General features: G+C 63.2%; 18 protein-coding genes. 4 read left to right on the top strand and 14 right to left on the bottom strand.

Annotated features, from left to right (window positions below; genetic code table 11):
- Positions 1-63 precede the first annotated feature (63 nt).
- From CWS35_RS34005 to CWS35_RS33990, 4 genes are all read right to left on the bottom strand, one after another.
- Positions 64-720 (bottom strand): HAD family hydrolase, encoded by a 657-nt coding sequence (locus CWS35_RS34005; RefSeq protein WP_024579966.1) that lies wholly within the window; start codon positions 718-720, stop codon positions 64-66.
- On the bottom strand, positions 710-1,087 hold the full coding sequence (locus CWS35_RS34000; RefSeq protein WP_024579967.1) for a TIGR02301 family protein: 378 nt from the start codon (positions 1,085-1,087) through the stop codon (positions 710-712). The genes CWS35_RS34005 and CWS35_RS34000 overlap by 11 nt, the downstream gene beginning before the upstream one ends.
- 85 nt (positions 1,088-1,172) lie before the next feature.
- A complete protein-coding gene (locus CWS35_RS33995) occupies positions 1,173-1,592 on the bottom strand; it encodes an NUDIX hydrolase (RefSeq protein WP_100955546.1) in 420 nt (139 codons plus the stop codon).
- Between the two features lie 43 nt (positions 1,593-1,635).
- The gene (locus tag CWS35_RS33990) at positions 1,636-2,136 is read right to left on the bottom strand and encodes a hypothetical protein (RefSeq protein WP_024579969.1); all 501 of its coding nucleotides are present in this window, start codon (positions 2,134-2,136) and stop codon (positions 1,636-1,638) included.
- A gap of 62 nt (positions 2,137-2,198) precedes the next feature.
- Here CWS35_RS33990 and CWS35_RS33985 point away from each other — a divergent pair, with 62 nt between their 5' ends.
- The gene (locus CWS35_RS33985) at positions 2,199-2,960 is read left to right on the top strand and encodes an SOS response-associated peptidase (protein WP_100955545.1); all 762 of its coding nucleotides are present in this window, start codon (positions 2,199-2,201) and stop codon (positions 2,958-2,960) included.
- A gap of 252 nt (positions 2,961-3,212) precedes the next feature.
- Here CWS35_RS33985 and CWS35_RS33980 read toward each other — a convergent pair whose 3' ends face one another.
- From CWS35_RS33980 to CWS35_RS33970, 3 genes are read right to left on the bottom strand one after another with little or no spacing between them, the layout of a single operon-like run.
- Complete coding sequence (locus CWS35_RS33980) at positions 3,213-3,599, bottom strand: RidA family protein (protein ID WP_024579971.1); 387 nt, start codon at positions 3,597-3,599, stop codon at positions 3,213-3,215.
- Positions 3,600-3,603: 4 nt separating this feature from the next.
- Complete coding sequence (locus CWS35_RS33975) at positions 3,604-4,080, bottom strand: DUF6691 family protein (RefSeq protein ID WP_100955544.1); 477 nt, start codon at positions 4,078-4,080, stop codon at positions 3,604-3,606.
- A 2-nt stretch (positions 4,081-4,082) separates the two neighbouring features.
- On the bottom strand, positions 4,083-4,508 hold the full coding sequence (locus CWS35_RS33970) for a YeeE/YedE family protein (protein WP_100955543.1): 426 nt from the start codon (positions 4,506-4,508) through the stop codon (positions 4,083-4,085).
- Between the two features lie 213 nt (positions 4,509-4,721).
- On the opposite strand from CWS35_RS33970, the gene CWS35_RS33965 reads away from it, so the two are divergent.
- Positions 4,722-5,156, top strand: a complete 435-nt coding sequence (locus tag CWS35_RS33965) for a hypothetical protein (protein WP_024579974.1) — start codon at positions 4,722-4,724, stop codon at positions 5,154-5,156.
- Between the two features lie 88 nt (positions 5,157-5,244).
- On the opposite strand, the gene CWS35_RS33960 is transcribed toward CWS35_RS33965, so the two are convergent.
- Positions 5,245-5,760 (bottom strand): mismatch-specific DNA-glycosylase, encoded by a 516-nt coding sequence (locus CWS35_RS33960; RefSeq protein ID WP_100956900.1) that lies wholly within the window; start codon positions 5,758-5,760, stop codon positions 5,245-5,247.
- 89 nt (positions 5,761-5,849) lie between these two features.
- Between CWS35_RS33960 and CWS35_RS33955 the strand changes: the two genes are divergently transcribed.
- Positions 5,850-6,395, top strand: a complete 546-nt coding sequence (locus CWS35_RS33955; RefSeq protein WP_100955542.1) for a phosphohydrolase — start codon at positions 5,850-5,852, stop codon at positions 6,393-6,395.
- 22 nt (positions 6,396-6,417) lie between these two features.
- Here CWS35_RS33955 and CWS35_RS33950 read toward each other — a convergent pair whose 3' ends face one another.
- Entirely contained in the window at positions 6,418-6,816 is a 399-nt protein-coding gene (locus CWS35_RS33950) for a hypothetical protein (RefSeq protein WP_100955541.1), read from the bottom strand.
- A gap of 29 nt (positions 6,817-6,845) precedes the next feature.
- Positions 6,846-7,538: a glycerol-3-phosphate 1-O-acyltransferase PlsY gene (gene plsY, locus CWS35_RS33945; RefSeq protein ID WP_100955540.1), complete on the bottom strand. Its 693-nt coding sequence runs from the start codon at positions 7,536-7,538 to the stop codon at positions 6,846-6,848.
- A 199-nt stretch (positions 7,539-7,737) separates the two neighbouring features.
- On the opposite strand from plsY, the gene CWS35_RS33940 reads away from it, so the two are divergent.
- Entirely contained in the window at positions 7,738-9,399 is a 1,662-nt protein-coding gene (locus CWS35_RS33940; RefSeq protein ID WP_100955539.1) for an NAD(P)/FAD-dependent oxidoreductase, read from the top strand.
- Between the two features lie 70 nt (positions 9,400-9,469).
- Here CWS35_RS33940 and CWS35_RS33935 read toward each other — a convergent pair whose 3' ends face one another.
- From CWS35_RS33935 to thiC, 4 genes are all read right to left on the bottom strand, one after another.
- A complete protein-coding gene (locus CWS35_RS33935; protein WP_100955538.1) occupies positions 9,470-10,408 on the bottom strand; it encodes a P-loop ATPase, Sll1717 family in 939 nt (312 codons plus the stop codon).
- Positions 10,384-10,722 carry a hypothetical protein gene (locus tag CWS35_RS39275; RefSeq protein ID WP_157817308.1) on the bottom strand — a complete coding sequence of 113 codons (339 nt, stop codon included), beginning with the start codon at positions 10,720-10,722 and terminating at the stop codon, positions 10,384-10,386. Before CWS35_RS39275 ends, CWS35_RS33935 begins: the two co-directional genes overlap by 25 nt.
- Positions 10,723-10,796: 74 nt before the next feature.
- On the bottom strand, positions 10,797-11,165 hold the full coding sequence (locus tag CWS35_RS33930) for a cold shock domain-containing protein (RefSeq protein WP_100955537.1): 369 nt from the start codon (positions 11,163-11,165) through the stop codon (positions 10,797-10,799).
- Positions 11,166-11,362: 197 nt separating this feature from the next.
- Positions 11,363-13,261, bottom strand: a complete 1,899-nt coding sequence (thiC, locus tag CWS35_RS33925) for a phosphomethylpyrimidine synthase ThiC (protein WP_100955536.1) — start codon at positions 13,259-13,261, stop codon at positions 11,363-11,365.
- Between the last annotated feature and the right edge of the window lie 128 nt (positions 13,262-13,389).

Raw genomic sequence — 13,389 nt, 5'->3', positions numbered from 1 at the left:
CTTTAGGAAAGGTTAACGCGCCCTTCGGCATTTAAAGGGGAATTCCGGATATCCCGGCCGGGATCAGCCAAATGAGCTGTGGATATGGTCCAGCACCGCGCGCGGCGAGGCGCACAGATGGCTGGCGCCGGCCTCGATCAGCTCGTCGGCGGTGCCATAGCCATAGGTGACGCCGATCGCGCGGATGCCGTTGCGATTCGCGCCGATCACGTCGTGGCTGCGGTCGCCGATCATCAGGGCCTGCGCAGAATCGGCTCCGGTCTGCTCCAGCGCGTAGGCGAGCAGGTCCGCCTTGTTGACCCGGGTTCCGTCGAGTTCCGAGCCGAACACGTGGTCGAAATGGCCGCTGAGGCCGAAATGCGCGATGATTCGCGTCGCGAACACATGCGGCTTCGAGGTCGCTACGAACATCCGGCCGGGCTGCTGGCGCAGCTCCGCCAGCACATCGGCGATATCGGGATAGACCGCGTTCTCGAACAGGCCGACATCGCCGAACCGCTCGCGGTAGAGCTCGACCGCGCGATCGGCGAGCTCCTCGCCGCCGAGCAGCATCGCAAAGCTCGCCCGCAGCGGCGGCCCGATGCACCAGGTCAATTCGTCCTGCGCGGGAACCGGCCGGCCGAGCTTGCCCAGCGCATACTGGATCGAGCCGGTGATCCCGGGCTTCGGGTCGGTCAGGGTGCCGTCGAGGTCGAAGAAGATCGCGCGGTCAGTTGGCATAGCGAGCCGTCAGGTCGCGCGAGATTTTCGAGCCTTCCTCGATGTAGCGGCGGATCGCCACGGAAGCCGCCGGCGTGCAGGTCCGGTAGGTCTGCTGGAAGCCGTTGTAGCCGCGGTTGAAGCCCGCCACCATGCGGGCGCGGCGGTCGCCGGAGGGGGTCTCGGCGTCGATCAGCGCCTGCATCTCGTTGCGCCATTTGGCGCCCTCGTTGGAGCCGCAGATGCCGCGCAGATAGTGCAGGGCGCCGAGGATCTCGGCCAGCCGCTGCAAATCGCCGTCGAACGGCGCGGCCGCGTCCTGCGCCCGGGCAGGCGCCGTAAGGCAGGCCGATATCAGGATCACGACGGCGAGAAAGGCTCTGATCATCAGGGGTTCCGGAATGGCCGTGGTATGCCCCCTCAATGCGCCCGAGGCAAGGCGCCAGGCCCTGCCACGGCCGTCAAAACCGGCCTCAAACCAGCCGCCTTGCGGCCGCAATGACCTCGTGCAGGCCGCCGGTGACCTTGAGATCGCCGATCGCCTCCGGCGCCAGCCATCTGAAATCGTCGTGCTCGTCGTTCAGCACGGGCTCGCGGGAGGCCCAGCGCGCCGCGAACGTCATGATCAGATAGTGCCCGGTGCCGGGGCCGGTCGGCAGCACCTCGCGCCAGCCGGCGAGGCCGAGGATATCGACCCTGAGCCCGGTCTCCTCGTCGATCTCCCGGTGCAGGGCGGTGTGCAGCGTCTCGCCGAACTCGACCCGGCCGCCGGGCAGCGAATAGAAGCCCTTGCCGGGCGAGCGGGCGCGGCGCACCAGCAGCACTTGGCCGTCGCGGAAAATCACGCCTGACACGGCGAGCTGCGGGCGGATCGGAGGTTCGGGAGAGGTCAAGGCGATGCGTAACCGGTTTCAGGACTTCATCATGCCCGATAAATCAGGCGCTCGCCATGATGCTGTCGACATCGGCCTCGGCGGCGCCATTGATCACGCCGGCGGTCAGCATTACCAGCGGCTTGACCCACACGATCGCCTGCTCGGCGAGCGCGACCCGGCTCTTGTCCTGCTGCAATTGCCGCATCGCGGAGCCGACCTCGGTCAGGATCCTGGTCATGCTGTCGGTGAGCTGGTCGAATTCGGCCCGGATCGCGGCATCCGCGGTCTGATAGGACTCGATCGCGAGATCGCGCGCCTTGAAATTGGACGCGGTGAAATGCTCGGCGTAGGACAGCGGCTGCCATTCCAGGAAATCGCTGGCGCATTCCGGCATGTCCGGCACCATCTCCAGCAGCATGATGGCTTCGTTGAAGTGATTGAGGTAGTCGGTCGCAAGCCCGGTGCGGGGGTTGATGTTGGCAGCGCGCAACAGCGCCGCCCGCGCCTCGTCGGGGTACGTCGGTCGCGGGGAAGGGCCCGCTATGGCGGCCGTTGAGGTCATTGGTCGCAGTCTTTAACGGTCGAAGTTAAGGCGGAATAAACGGATACCATTCTGGACGGGATATGTGCGGACGCTTTGTCATTACCTCACCACCGGCGGCCTTGCGCGAGATGTTCGGCTATATCGAGCAGCCGAATTTTCCGCCGCGGTATAATGTTGCGCCGACCCAGCAGATCCCGGTGGTGCTGTTGCAGAATGGCGGCCGGCATTTCCAATTGATGCGCTGGGGCCTGATCCCGTCCTGGGTCAAGGACCCCCGCACCTTCTCGCTTCTGATCAACGCGCGCTCCGAGACAATTCGGGAGAAGCCTGCGTTCAAGAACGCGATCAAGCGGCGCCGCGCGCTGATCCCGGCCGACGGCTATTACGAATGGCAGGATGCCGGCGGCCGCAAGCGGCCGTTCTTCATCCATCGCCGCGATGGCCATCCGCTCGCCTTCGCGGCGCTCGCCGAGACCTGGATGGGGCCGAACGGCGAGGAGCAGGACACGGTCGCGATCGTCACCGCGCCGGCGAGCCCCGATCTCGCGCAACTGCATCACCGCGTGCCGGTGACGATCCGGCCCGAGCAATTCGCGCGCTGGCTCGACTGCCTGCCCAACGATGTCGACGACGTGATGCCGCTCTTGAAGGGGCCTGACGTCGGCGAGTTCGCCTGGCATCAGGTGACGATGCGCGTCAATGCCGTCGCCAATGACGACGCGCAATTGCTGCTGCCGATGACCGCAGACGAGATCGCCGCGGAGGACGTGCCCGCGGCGAAGAAGCCCGCGCCGCGCAAGGCGGCTGTGCGGGAAGACGACGGGCAGGGGTCGTTGTTTTAGGGGACTGACGTCGCAGTGAGTGCACGCATACAGGCGCGGCTATCTCCACATCGTCGTCCTGGCGAAAGCCAGGACCCATAACCACCGAATCTGATTGCAAACGGGACCAGGGCCCCAGCGTCGCTCAACAATGCGCAGTTGGGGTAATGGGTCCTGGCTTTCGCCAGGACGACGGCGTTGATGGTTCGCGATTCAAGATGCCGAACACACGGTCAAGCCGGGCGATGACAGATGCGGATGACGGAGGGAGCGCTATCCCTTCAGCGACGCCACGCCCTCGATCTCGATCAGCATCTTGGGATCGGGCAGCGCCACCACGACGCAGGTGGTGCGCGCGGGATAGGGCGCCGGGCCGAAGGCTTCGGCATAGAGCTTGTTCATCGTGACGACGTCAGAGGCGCGGGTCAGCAGCACGTTGACCTTGACGAGGTCGCGCATCGTCGCGCCGGCCTCCTCGAGCACGCGACTGAAATTGGTGACGACATTGGCGAATTGCGCTTCGAAGCCGTCGGGCAGTTCGCGGTTGGCGTCGAAGCCGGGAATGCCGGAGATGAACAGCAGATCGCCGACGCGGGCGCCGAACGAGAGCGGCGGCGCCTTGACGCCGGGCGGAGGAGGAAAGTGCTTGATCGCGGTCATTGGATCACCCGTCTGCGCGAGATGGAAGAGGAGAGGTTTCGATGCGCGGCGCCGGCGTGCCGCGCCGCCGGAAACTTTCGCCGAACAGATTCTGGCCGATCATGCCGACGATCATCGCGACGACGAACACCACGATCGGCAGCGAGAGCCCGGCGAGATTGACCAGCGCCGGCCCGGGGCAGATGCCGGCGAGCCCCCAGCCGATGCCGAACAGCACGGCGCCGCCAACCAGCGGCGCATCGATGTCGTTGCGGTCGGGCCACAGGAAGCGCGCCGCGAAGGCGGGCGCGGCGCGCCGCCGCGCGATCGCAAAGCCCGATGCCGCGACCGCGACCGCGCCGGCCATCACGAAGGCGAGCGTCGCGTCCCAGGCACCAAACAGATCGAGGAAACCGAGCACCTTCTGCGGATCGGTCATGCCCGAGATCAGAAGGCCGGCGCCGAAGATGAGGCCGCAGACGAAGCTCGCGAGAACCGGCATCGCTAGCCTCCGATCCCGTGTCTTGCGATCGCAACCGTCGCGATCGCCGCCGTCATGAAGATGAACGTCGCGACGATCGAACGGGTGGACAGCCGCGCGAAGCCGCAGACGCCATGGCCCGAGGTGCAGCCATTGCCCATCCGTGTGCCAAATCCGACCAGGAGGCCCGCGACCGCGACCACCACCAGGCTCCCGTTCATCGCCGGCCGCGGCAGCGGCGCGCCGAACAGCGCCGCAATCAACGGCGCCGCGATCAAGCCCGCGACGAACGCGATGCGCCACAGCCGGTCGCTGGTATCGGCCCGCAGCAGGCCGCCGACGATGCCGGTGACGCCGGCGATCCGCCCGGTGAGCAGCATCAGCAGTGCCGCGGCGAGCCCGATCAGTGCGCCGCCGGCGAAGCCGGAAATTGGGGTGAAATTGTGCATCGATGCCGATCCCTGTTGCGCGGACTCCTCAGCGATCCCTTAAAACGACGGACGCGCCCGAGCCGACGTCGCGCGACTGCACCGGCGATGATAGACTCCGGGCCATCAGGAACAAGCGCAATCCCGCATGTCTTGTTGGCCTTTCGAGCGTACCGCCCGCCGGCTGGATTGCCGCGATTCGCGTCTCGCTTTCACGTCGTTCGGAGAACTCCCATGAGATTGTCGTTCGTTGCCCGCGCCGCGCTGCTCGCGCTGACGCTGCTCGCCGGATCGTCCGCCGCGCTGGCTGACGAGGGGGCCGTGACGCTGGTGATCTTCAAGGGCGGCTGGATCTTCGGCGGCTCCGCCGGCAAGGGCGTGTTGACCTTCAAGGGCAAGACCTACGGCCTCACGGCCGGCGGGCTGGACTACGGTCTCGTGTTCGGCGGCTCGCAGACGACGCTGCAGGGGCGGGTGCGCAACATCCGCCGGGCCCAGGATATCGCCGGCGTCTACGCCGCGGCCGGCATGGGCGTTGCGCTCGGCGCCGGCGTGCGCGGCATCCTGCTGACCAACCAGAACGGCGCGGTGCTGGAGCTGAGCGGCAAGCAGGTCGGGCTGATGGCCAATGTCGATCTCAGCGGGCTTGCGATCACGTTGAAGGAATAGTTGGTCGGTAGGGTGGATTAGCGAAGCGTAATCCACCGACTCGTATTCGCCAGTGAAGATGGCGGGTTACGCCTTCGGCTAACCCGCCCTACGGTTCTGCGATCCACTGCGCCAACTCACGCCACGGCTGCAAGCTCCAATGCCCGGACGCGGCGCCCGATGGCGATGGCAACACGAACACATCCGGGAAGCCGGCCATCTTCTGCTGCCGGCCGAGCGCAAGCGCGCTGGTCGGCTTGTCGTAAAACAGGCTCGCCGCCTTCTTGCTGGTGAAGGCGATCGTGTTCGGCCGAAACATTTCGATCTTCGTCCTGAAGCCCGTGACATCGAACGACTGCCGCGCGATCGCATGATCCATGCCGGCGCCGGTCTTCGAGAGGTCGGTGAAGCCGATGCCGAGGTCGAGCAGGGCCGCGAACTCATCCGGCCGGTAGCGCCGCGGCGTGATGCCGGCCTCGTGTAGCGCGCGCCAGAACCGGTTGCCGGGATGCGCGTAGTAATGCCCGACCGCGGCCGAGCGCGTGCTGGCCGCGGTGCCGACGAACACCAGGCGGAGCCCGGCGCGCAGCTGGTCGGGGAGGCGGTGGCTGTCGCTGTCGGGCATCTTGATCGGGCTGATGACTTGGCCGGTGTACGCCAGGCTGTTGCGATCGAGCGCTACCATTTCTGTCGTCCGCGTCCTATACCTCGGCAATGACCCGCGATGAATTGGTCTCCGCCTATACGGCGCCCGGCCGCCACTATCACAACCTGGCGCATATCGAGGACTGTCTTGCGGCGCTCGCGCGTGTGGACGGCCTGTCCGCGGCCGAGCGCGAGATCCTGTCGGAAGCGATCTGGTGGCACGATGTCGTGTACGACGCGACCCGGCCGGACAATGAGGAACTCAGCGCGCAGCTCGCCGAGCAGCATGTCCGCGCCGATATCAGCCGCGAGGTCGGCCGCCTGATCCGCCTGACGAAGACGCACGACGTGCAGCCCGGCGAGCGCCTGGGCGCGATCCTGATCTCGATCGACCTCAGCATTCTCGGCGCGGAGCCCGCGCGCTACGACGCCTATGCCGCGGCGATCCGGCAGGAGTTCATCCATGTCGGCGAAGCCGATTATCGCGCCGGCCGCGGCCGCGTGCTCCGCCACTTCGCGGCTCGCCCGGTGATCTTCCCCGATGCCGGCTTCGCGGCGACTTATGATGGCCGTGCCCGCGACAACCTGGCGCGGGAGTTGGCGTCGCTGGGCTGAGACCGACCGATCTCGTCGCGCGTCAGCGCACAGGTGCCTTGATCTCCTCATCAGCCGTGACCGCCTGCGCCGGTCCGCTCGAACGCACCATCAGGAAGTTGCCCGAGAACGCCGTGCCGCGGATGCTCCAGCGTCCGTCGATCTCCGTCGCGTCGGCATTGACCGTGCCTTCATAGTGCACGGTGTCGTAGCCATAGCCGGGCGGCTCGTAACGCTTGACGAAGGAGACCGCGCTGCCGGAGCGCTGGCCTGCGAGCGAGGCGTTGTGGATGCTGTGCGGGCAGCCGGGCATCACGCACGGTTCGGTCACGCTGCCGCCGAGCGAACCACCGGCGTCGATCAGCGTCGCCAGAAAGGTGACCATGCCGGCGCCGGGCTGAACATAGCTGCCGTCCCAGACGCCGGTGAGATTGTCGGTCATGGTCGCCTCATATCGTCGGGAGCTTGCGTCTATGCCGCCTTGGCATCCGGGCTGGCTTGCCCGAGGCGCGGCTCGGTGCCGGCCAGTAGCCGCTGGATGTTGGCGCGATGGCGCGCGATCACGTAGATGCTGCCTGCAATCACCAGCACCCGATAGGGCCATGGTTGTTCCAGGCAGCAGACGAGGATCGTCGCAGTCAGCGCCGCCGACATCGATGCGAGCGACACCATCCGGAAAGCGGCGAGCATGACGCCGAACGCCGCCGCGGCGCCGAGCCCCACCGGCCAGGAGATCGCCAGCAACACGCCGAGCCCGGTCGCGGCGGATTTGCCGCCGGTGAAATTCAGCCAGATCGAACGGCCATGCCCGAGCAGGACAGCAAGGCCGGCGAGGCAAACCGTCCAAGGCACCCAGGTTTGCGGCAGCCAAGCTTGTGGATCGAGCGCGCTCGGTGGCGCGATCGACGGCAAGGTCGCGAGCCAGGGATAGAACCAGCGCGCAAAGACGATCGCCGCCACGCCCTTCAGCACATCGACCAGCAGCACGATCAGTGCCGGCCATTTGCCGAGGGTGCGCAGCACATTCGTCGCGCCGGTGGATCTGGAGCCGTGCTCGCGGATATCGATGCCCTTGAGCAGCCGGCCCGCCAGATAGCCGGTCGGCGTCGAGCCGAAGAGATAGGCGACGGCCAATCCGGCGAGACTCGCGATCCAGAAAATCATGCAGTCACCTCGATGCTCTCATCCCGGGCGATCATCGCCGCCGCCGGCCAATGTGCGGCATGCAGCGTCTCAACGCAAATTCCAACGCTGTTCGTGATGGAACGCGTCGCGTTGTCCCGGCCGCGAGCGGTTGCCTGATCGAGCAAAACGGTCTGTAATCCAGCCCAACAGATCAAGAAGAATTTCGGGAGCGAGACTCATGACAGCAGAGGCGAAGACCCATTTCGAGGTGATCGTCGTCGGCGCCGGCGTCGCGGGCATCTACCAGATCAAGCGGCTGGTCGATCTCGGTATCGACGCCACCGTGCTGGAAGCCGCGCCCGATCTCGGCGGCACCTGGTACTGGAACCGCTATCCGGGCTGCCGCTTCGACTCCGAGAGCTACACCTACGGCTTCTCGTTCTCGCGCGAGCTGCTCGACGAATGGCACTGGAAGGAGCGCTTCTCCGGCCAGCCGGAGAATCTGCGCTACCTCAACTACGTCGCCGACAAGTTCGACCTGCGCAAGCATATGCAGTTCAACTGCAAGGTCGAGACCATGGTCTTCGACGAGACGCGCGACCTCTGGCAATTGAGGCTCGGTGACGGCCGTGAGCTGACCTGCCGCTTCGTCGTGCTCGCGATCGGGTTGTTGTCGGCGCCGACCATGCCGCGTGTGCCGGGGACCGACGACTTCAAGGGCCGCTCGTTTCATACCTATTACTGGCCGCACGAGCCGGTCGATCTCGCCGGCAAGAAGGTCGCGGTGATCGGCACCGGCGCCACCGGCATCCAGTTGATCGGCGAGATCGCCGACAAGGTCGGCGAGCTCACCGTGTTCCAGCGCCGGCCGAACTGGAGCGCGCCGCTCAACAACTCTGCGATCTCGGACGAAGAGATGGCCGATATCCGCGCCCGCTACGACGAGATCTTCGCTGCCTGCGCGCTGACGCCGGGCAGCTTCGTCCATGGCCCCGACAAGCGCGGCTTCTACGAGGTGAGCCGCGAGGAGCGGCTGGCGCTGTGGGACAAGCTCTATGACGAGCCCGGCTTCGGCATCTGGCTGGCGAACTTCCGCGAGATTTTCATGGATGAGGCCGCCAATGCCGAACTGTCCGAATATATCGCCGGCCGCATCCGCAGGCGGGTGAATGATCCTGATGTCGCCGAAAAGCTGATCCCGAAAGATCATGGCTTTGGCGTGCAGCGCTTGCCGCTGGAGACACGGTATTTCGAGACCTACAACCGCGACAACGTCCACCTCGTCGATCTCAGCGAGACGCCGCTGGTGCGGATCACCGAGACCGGCCTGCGCACCACGGCGCGCGACTACGAGTTCGACGTCATCGTCTACGCCACCGGCTTCGACGCCATCACCGGTGCCTATGATTTGATCGACATCCGGGGCATCGGCGGCGAGAAGCTCGCCGACAAATGGAAGCAGGCGCCGTCGACCTTCCTCGGCATGCTCGTGCACGGCTTCCCGAACCTGTTGATGCCGACCGGCCCGCAAAGCGCCTCCGCGTCCACGAACTTCCCACGCGGCATCGAGAACGGCGTCAACTGGTGCACCAATTTGCTGCAATACATGTGGGCCCGCAACCTGACCCGCGCCGACGCGACCTTGGAGGCGCAGGAGCGCTGGACCGCGCATGTCGCCAAGATGTACGAGATCATGCTGATGCGCAAAGCCAAGGGCTGGTTCACCGGCTACAACTCGAATGTCGCAGGGCACGAAGAGGGGACGGTGCGGTACTTCGTCTACAATGGGGGCACGCCGAAGTTCTTGGGGATCATCAACGGCGTGGCAGCGGGGGGGTATCGGGAGATTGAATTTAGTAAGGGGGCAATGACGTCTGCGTCACACCGTAGGGTAGGTTAGCGCAGCGTAACCCACCAACTCGCCCGGTTCATAGTGCCGCTGAACAATCTCAGCGACACGGTCGCGTCGGCTAGATTATTTGGAGAGACTTCATGAGCCCGCGATGAACTACAATCTTTTCTTTGAAGTTGAGCTCTGCCTCTGGCCGCACATGTCTAAATATGTGAACCCCTACTCTTACCACGTTCCCAATGATCGAGAAGTAGAAGAGAGTTTTTAATACCATATCAACGTCTTTTACTTGCATCGCTCCAGACTGAACTCTCTCCTCATACGCCTTCTTAAACTCGCTTATGCTGAGGATCCATTTTCTGGTTTCAGAAAAGATGGAAAGCACTTTGCCGATGTCCGGAATGATCCCGTGAATTTCATCGATAAGCTCCTTTCTCAGGTAGTTGGAATATAATTTGTCTGCATCCTTAATCGTCTCAGTCGATATCTCCCGCTTAGATCGTTTAAGCTCAAGTGCAGCGCATTCTTGCAGATAGTTTATGTAATCCCTGGGGCGCCCCTGCGTGCTCATGGTTATGTAGTCAAATGAACCCGTAGTTTTTTTGCCGTCGGAGAATCTAACAGGCTCTCTCGCGAAGATTGAATACCAGAGAGCGTCGAAGTTCTCATTTGTTTGGCCGAAAACCTTGGCAAGTCTGTGCGACAGGAGGCCCTTGATGCCTTCGGGGGTCCACTCAAGGTCGACCTGGAAGTCGCGCCACTTATTTTTGTCAGGGTCGCGCAAAAGATCATATATGTCGTCTCGTAGAAAAACGACGGGATACAACTTGTGCCCCTTGGCGGTCACGATAGATCGGATGTCTTGAACGGCTTTAAAGAGACTTGTGAGCAGATCGAGATACTCGCTCTTGTTGTAGGTTTCGAAGATGTCCTTGTAGTCTTCGTCAAGTTCGTCAAACAATACCAGGTAGGTTTCGTCAGGCATGTGCTTGATGACGAACTGCTCGAGGTTTTCAACTTTCTCTTGGATGGTTATCTTCTTTTTTCCTTGAACCATTTCGAAATGTTGATGCCTGTCCCCAAAACGCTGATGCCAAAATCTCCTGCGATCCATTGGCCAATTATCGTTCCCAGATTGTCGCTGTCCGGGTTCGGGAAAGCCTTCAGAATCGTGTTTCTGATGAGAGGATCGCAGCGCTCGCTTTTCGCAATCAGCTTGCAAGCCGCCGAGTAGATGATCAATTTCCAAATTGTAATATACTGATTTGGCTTACGATAACTCTCATTGCCTTGAGCGTAGAGTTCGTTGAATGGGAAGTTCTTAAAGGTCAATTTCGAGACATGCTTGTTGTCATCGGCGGTGTCAGACAAGTACTGGACTAGTGCCGTCTTCCCGGTGCCCTTCCTTCCGATGACGTACGATGCGTCTCCTGTCTCGATGAAGTTCAGCTCTGGGATCGCAAAAAAATACGCCTGATGTCGTCTAGCTTTGCTTCGAGTTTCCAGCGTGCCACCTCGTTAAGGCTGCGGGCGCGCTCTTGATCGCTGAGGCCAAAATCGGGTCCGGCGTAGGGGCCAACGAGTCGTGGAGCGCGACCTTTGACGTTCGCGACCATTACCTCCACGCAGTTTGCCTGCACTCTTCCATCTTTCTCCCCCAACTCGAACTGAACGTCGTCGCCAACGCGCAAGACATGCCAAATCCCTCTCAATTCCGAGGAGTGAAAGAAATAGTCTTTGCCGTCCGCCTGATTTTGAATGAATCCGTAGGTCTTTCCTGGAGGAAGATTACGTATCTTACCAATATATTTCATATCGAGGTGCCCAAGTTTGCGCGCTATGATCTATGGCACACGTTCTGATTGAGGGAAACAGCGATCATCCTTCGACCTAGTTTAGTTGCGGCTCAAGCGCCGCCAATGTCGTACGCCGTCGGCGTCGTTCGCCGCAGCACTCTTAACTTTCCGCGAGGAAAGACGTCCGAGGCCGACTCGGGCGTCTCCGGAGAACCTCACAACACCCTGTTGCTCTCCTTCACCTTCTCCGCGTCGAGATACAGGCTCTCGCCCATCTCCTTGAACTTGGCGCTCATCGTCGCCATGCCGTCCTCGATGGTGCCGGAGATCGATGCGCCGACGCCTGAGGGGTCGTTGAGCGTCGCGGCGTAGTCGCGGACGTCCTGGGTGATCTTCATCGAGCAGAATTTCGGGCCGCACATCGAGCAGAAATGCGCGACCTTGTGGGCTTCCTTCGGCAGGGTCTCGTCGTGGAAGTTCTTCGCGGTCTCGGGGTCGAGGCCGAGGTTGAACTGGTCCTGCCAGCGGAAGTCGAAGCGGGCGCGCGACAGCGCGTCGTCGCGGAGCTGCGCGGCGGGGTGGCCCTTGGCCAAGTCTGCCGCGTGCGCCGCGATCTTGTAGGTGATGACGCCGACTTTGACGTCGTTGCGATCAGGAAGGCCCAGATGCTCCTTCGGCGTGACGTAGCACAGCATCGCGCAGCCGAACCAGCCGATCATCGCGGCGCCAATGCCCGAGGTGATGTGGTCATAGCCCGGCGCGATGTCGGTGGTCAGCGGGCCCAACGTATAGAACGGCGCCTCGCCGCATTCCTTGAGCTGCTTATCCATGTTGATCTTGATCTTGTGCATCGGCACGTGGCCGGGGCCCTCGATCATGACCTGGCAACCCTTGTCCCATGCGATCTTCGTCAATTCACCGAGCGTCTCGAGCTCCGCGAATTGCGCGCGGTCATTCGCATCCGCAATCGAGCCGGGACGCAGGCCGTCGCCGAGCGAGAACGAGACGTCATACTTGCGCATGAGGTCGCAGATCTCGTCGAAATGGGTGTAGAGGAAGCTCTCCTTGTGATGCGCCAGGCACCACTTCGCCATGATCGAGCCGCCGCGCGACACGATGCCGGTGACGCGGTTCGCCGTGAGGTGGATGTAGGGCAGCCGCACGCCGGCGTGGATCGTGAAATAGTCGACGCCCTGTTCGCACTGCTCGATCAGCGTGTCCTTGTAGAGCTCCCAGGTCAGCTTGACCGGATCGCCGTCGCACTTCTCCAGCGCCTGGTAGATCGGCACGGTGCCGATCGGCACCGGGGAGTTGCGCAGGATCCATTCGCGGGTGGTGTGGATGTTGCGCCCCGTCGAGAGGTCCATCACGGTGTCGGCGCCCCAGCGGATCGCCCACACCATCTTGTCGACCTCTTCTTCCACCGACGAGGTCACCGCCGAGTTGCCGATATTGGCGTTGATCTTGGTCAGGAAGTTGCGGCCGATGATCATCGGCTCCAGCTCGGCATGGTTGATGTTGCTGGGAATGATGGCGCGGCCGCGCGCGATCTCGTCGCGGACGAATTCGGGGGTGATGAAGGCCGGCACCGATGCGCCGAAGCTTTCGCCGTCAGCAAGCGCTGCTTCAGCACGCTCGAGCTTAAGCTTGCGGCCGAGATTCTCGCGCTCGGCGACGTAGATCATCTCCTTGGTGATGATGCCAGCGCGGGCGAATTCGAGCTGGGTGATCTTGTGGCCGTCGAGGCCGCGCAGCGGCGTGTGGTGCGCGGTGAACGCCTTGGCGGCGTGAGATGCGCCGACATTGCCGTTGTCTTCCGGCTTGATGGTGCGGCCCTCATACTCCTCGACGCCGCCGCGCTCCTTGACCCAGGCGAGCCGATTGCGCGGCAGGCCGGCGTTGACGTCGATCGTGACGTTGGGATCGGTGTAGGGACCCGAGGTGTCATAGACCGGCAGGTTCGGCTCGCCGGCGCCTTCGGAGAGGATGATCTCGCGCAGCGGCACGCGGACGTCGGGCGCGCTGGCCGGCGTCGCGAAGATCTTGCGCGAGGCGGGCAGCGATCCGGTGGTGACGGCGGGGAGTGTCGTGTCGGGGTTGGAGCGGATGTTCATGAGGGATCCTCCTTACTTCAATTCGTTGGCGTCGCTGCGCGAGAGGTGATTACTGCTGTCATCCCCGCGAAAGCGGGGATCCAGTATTCCAGAGGCCGCGGTGTGATACGGAGAAGCCGCGGCGTACT

The organism is Bradyrhizobium sp. SK17 (genome assembly GCF_002831585.1).
GTDB lineage: Bacteria > Pseudomonadota > Alphaproteobacteria > Rhizobiales > Xanthobacteraceae > Bradyrhizobium.
The sequence above is the reverse complement of the archived record's forward strand: the minus strand, read 5'-3'. Positions and strand labels throughout refer to the sequence as shown.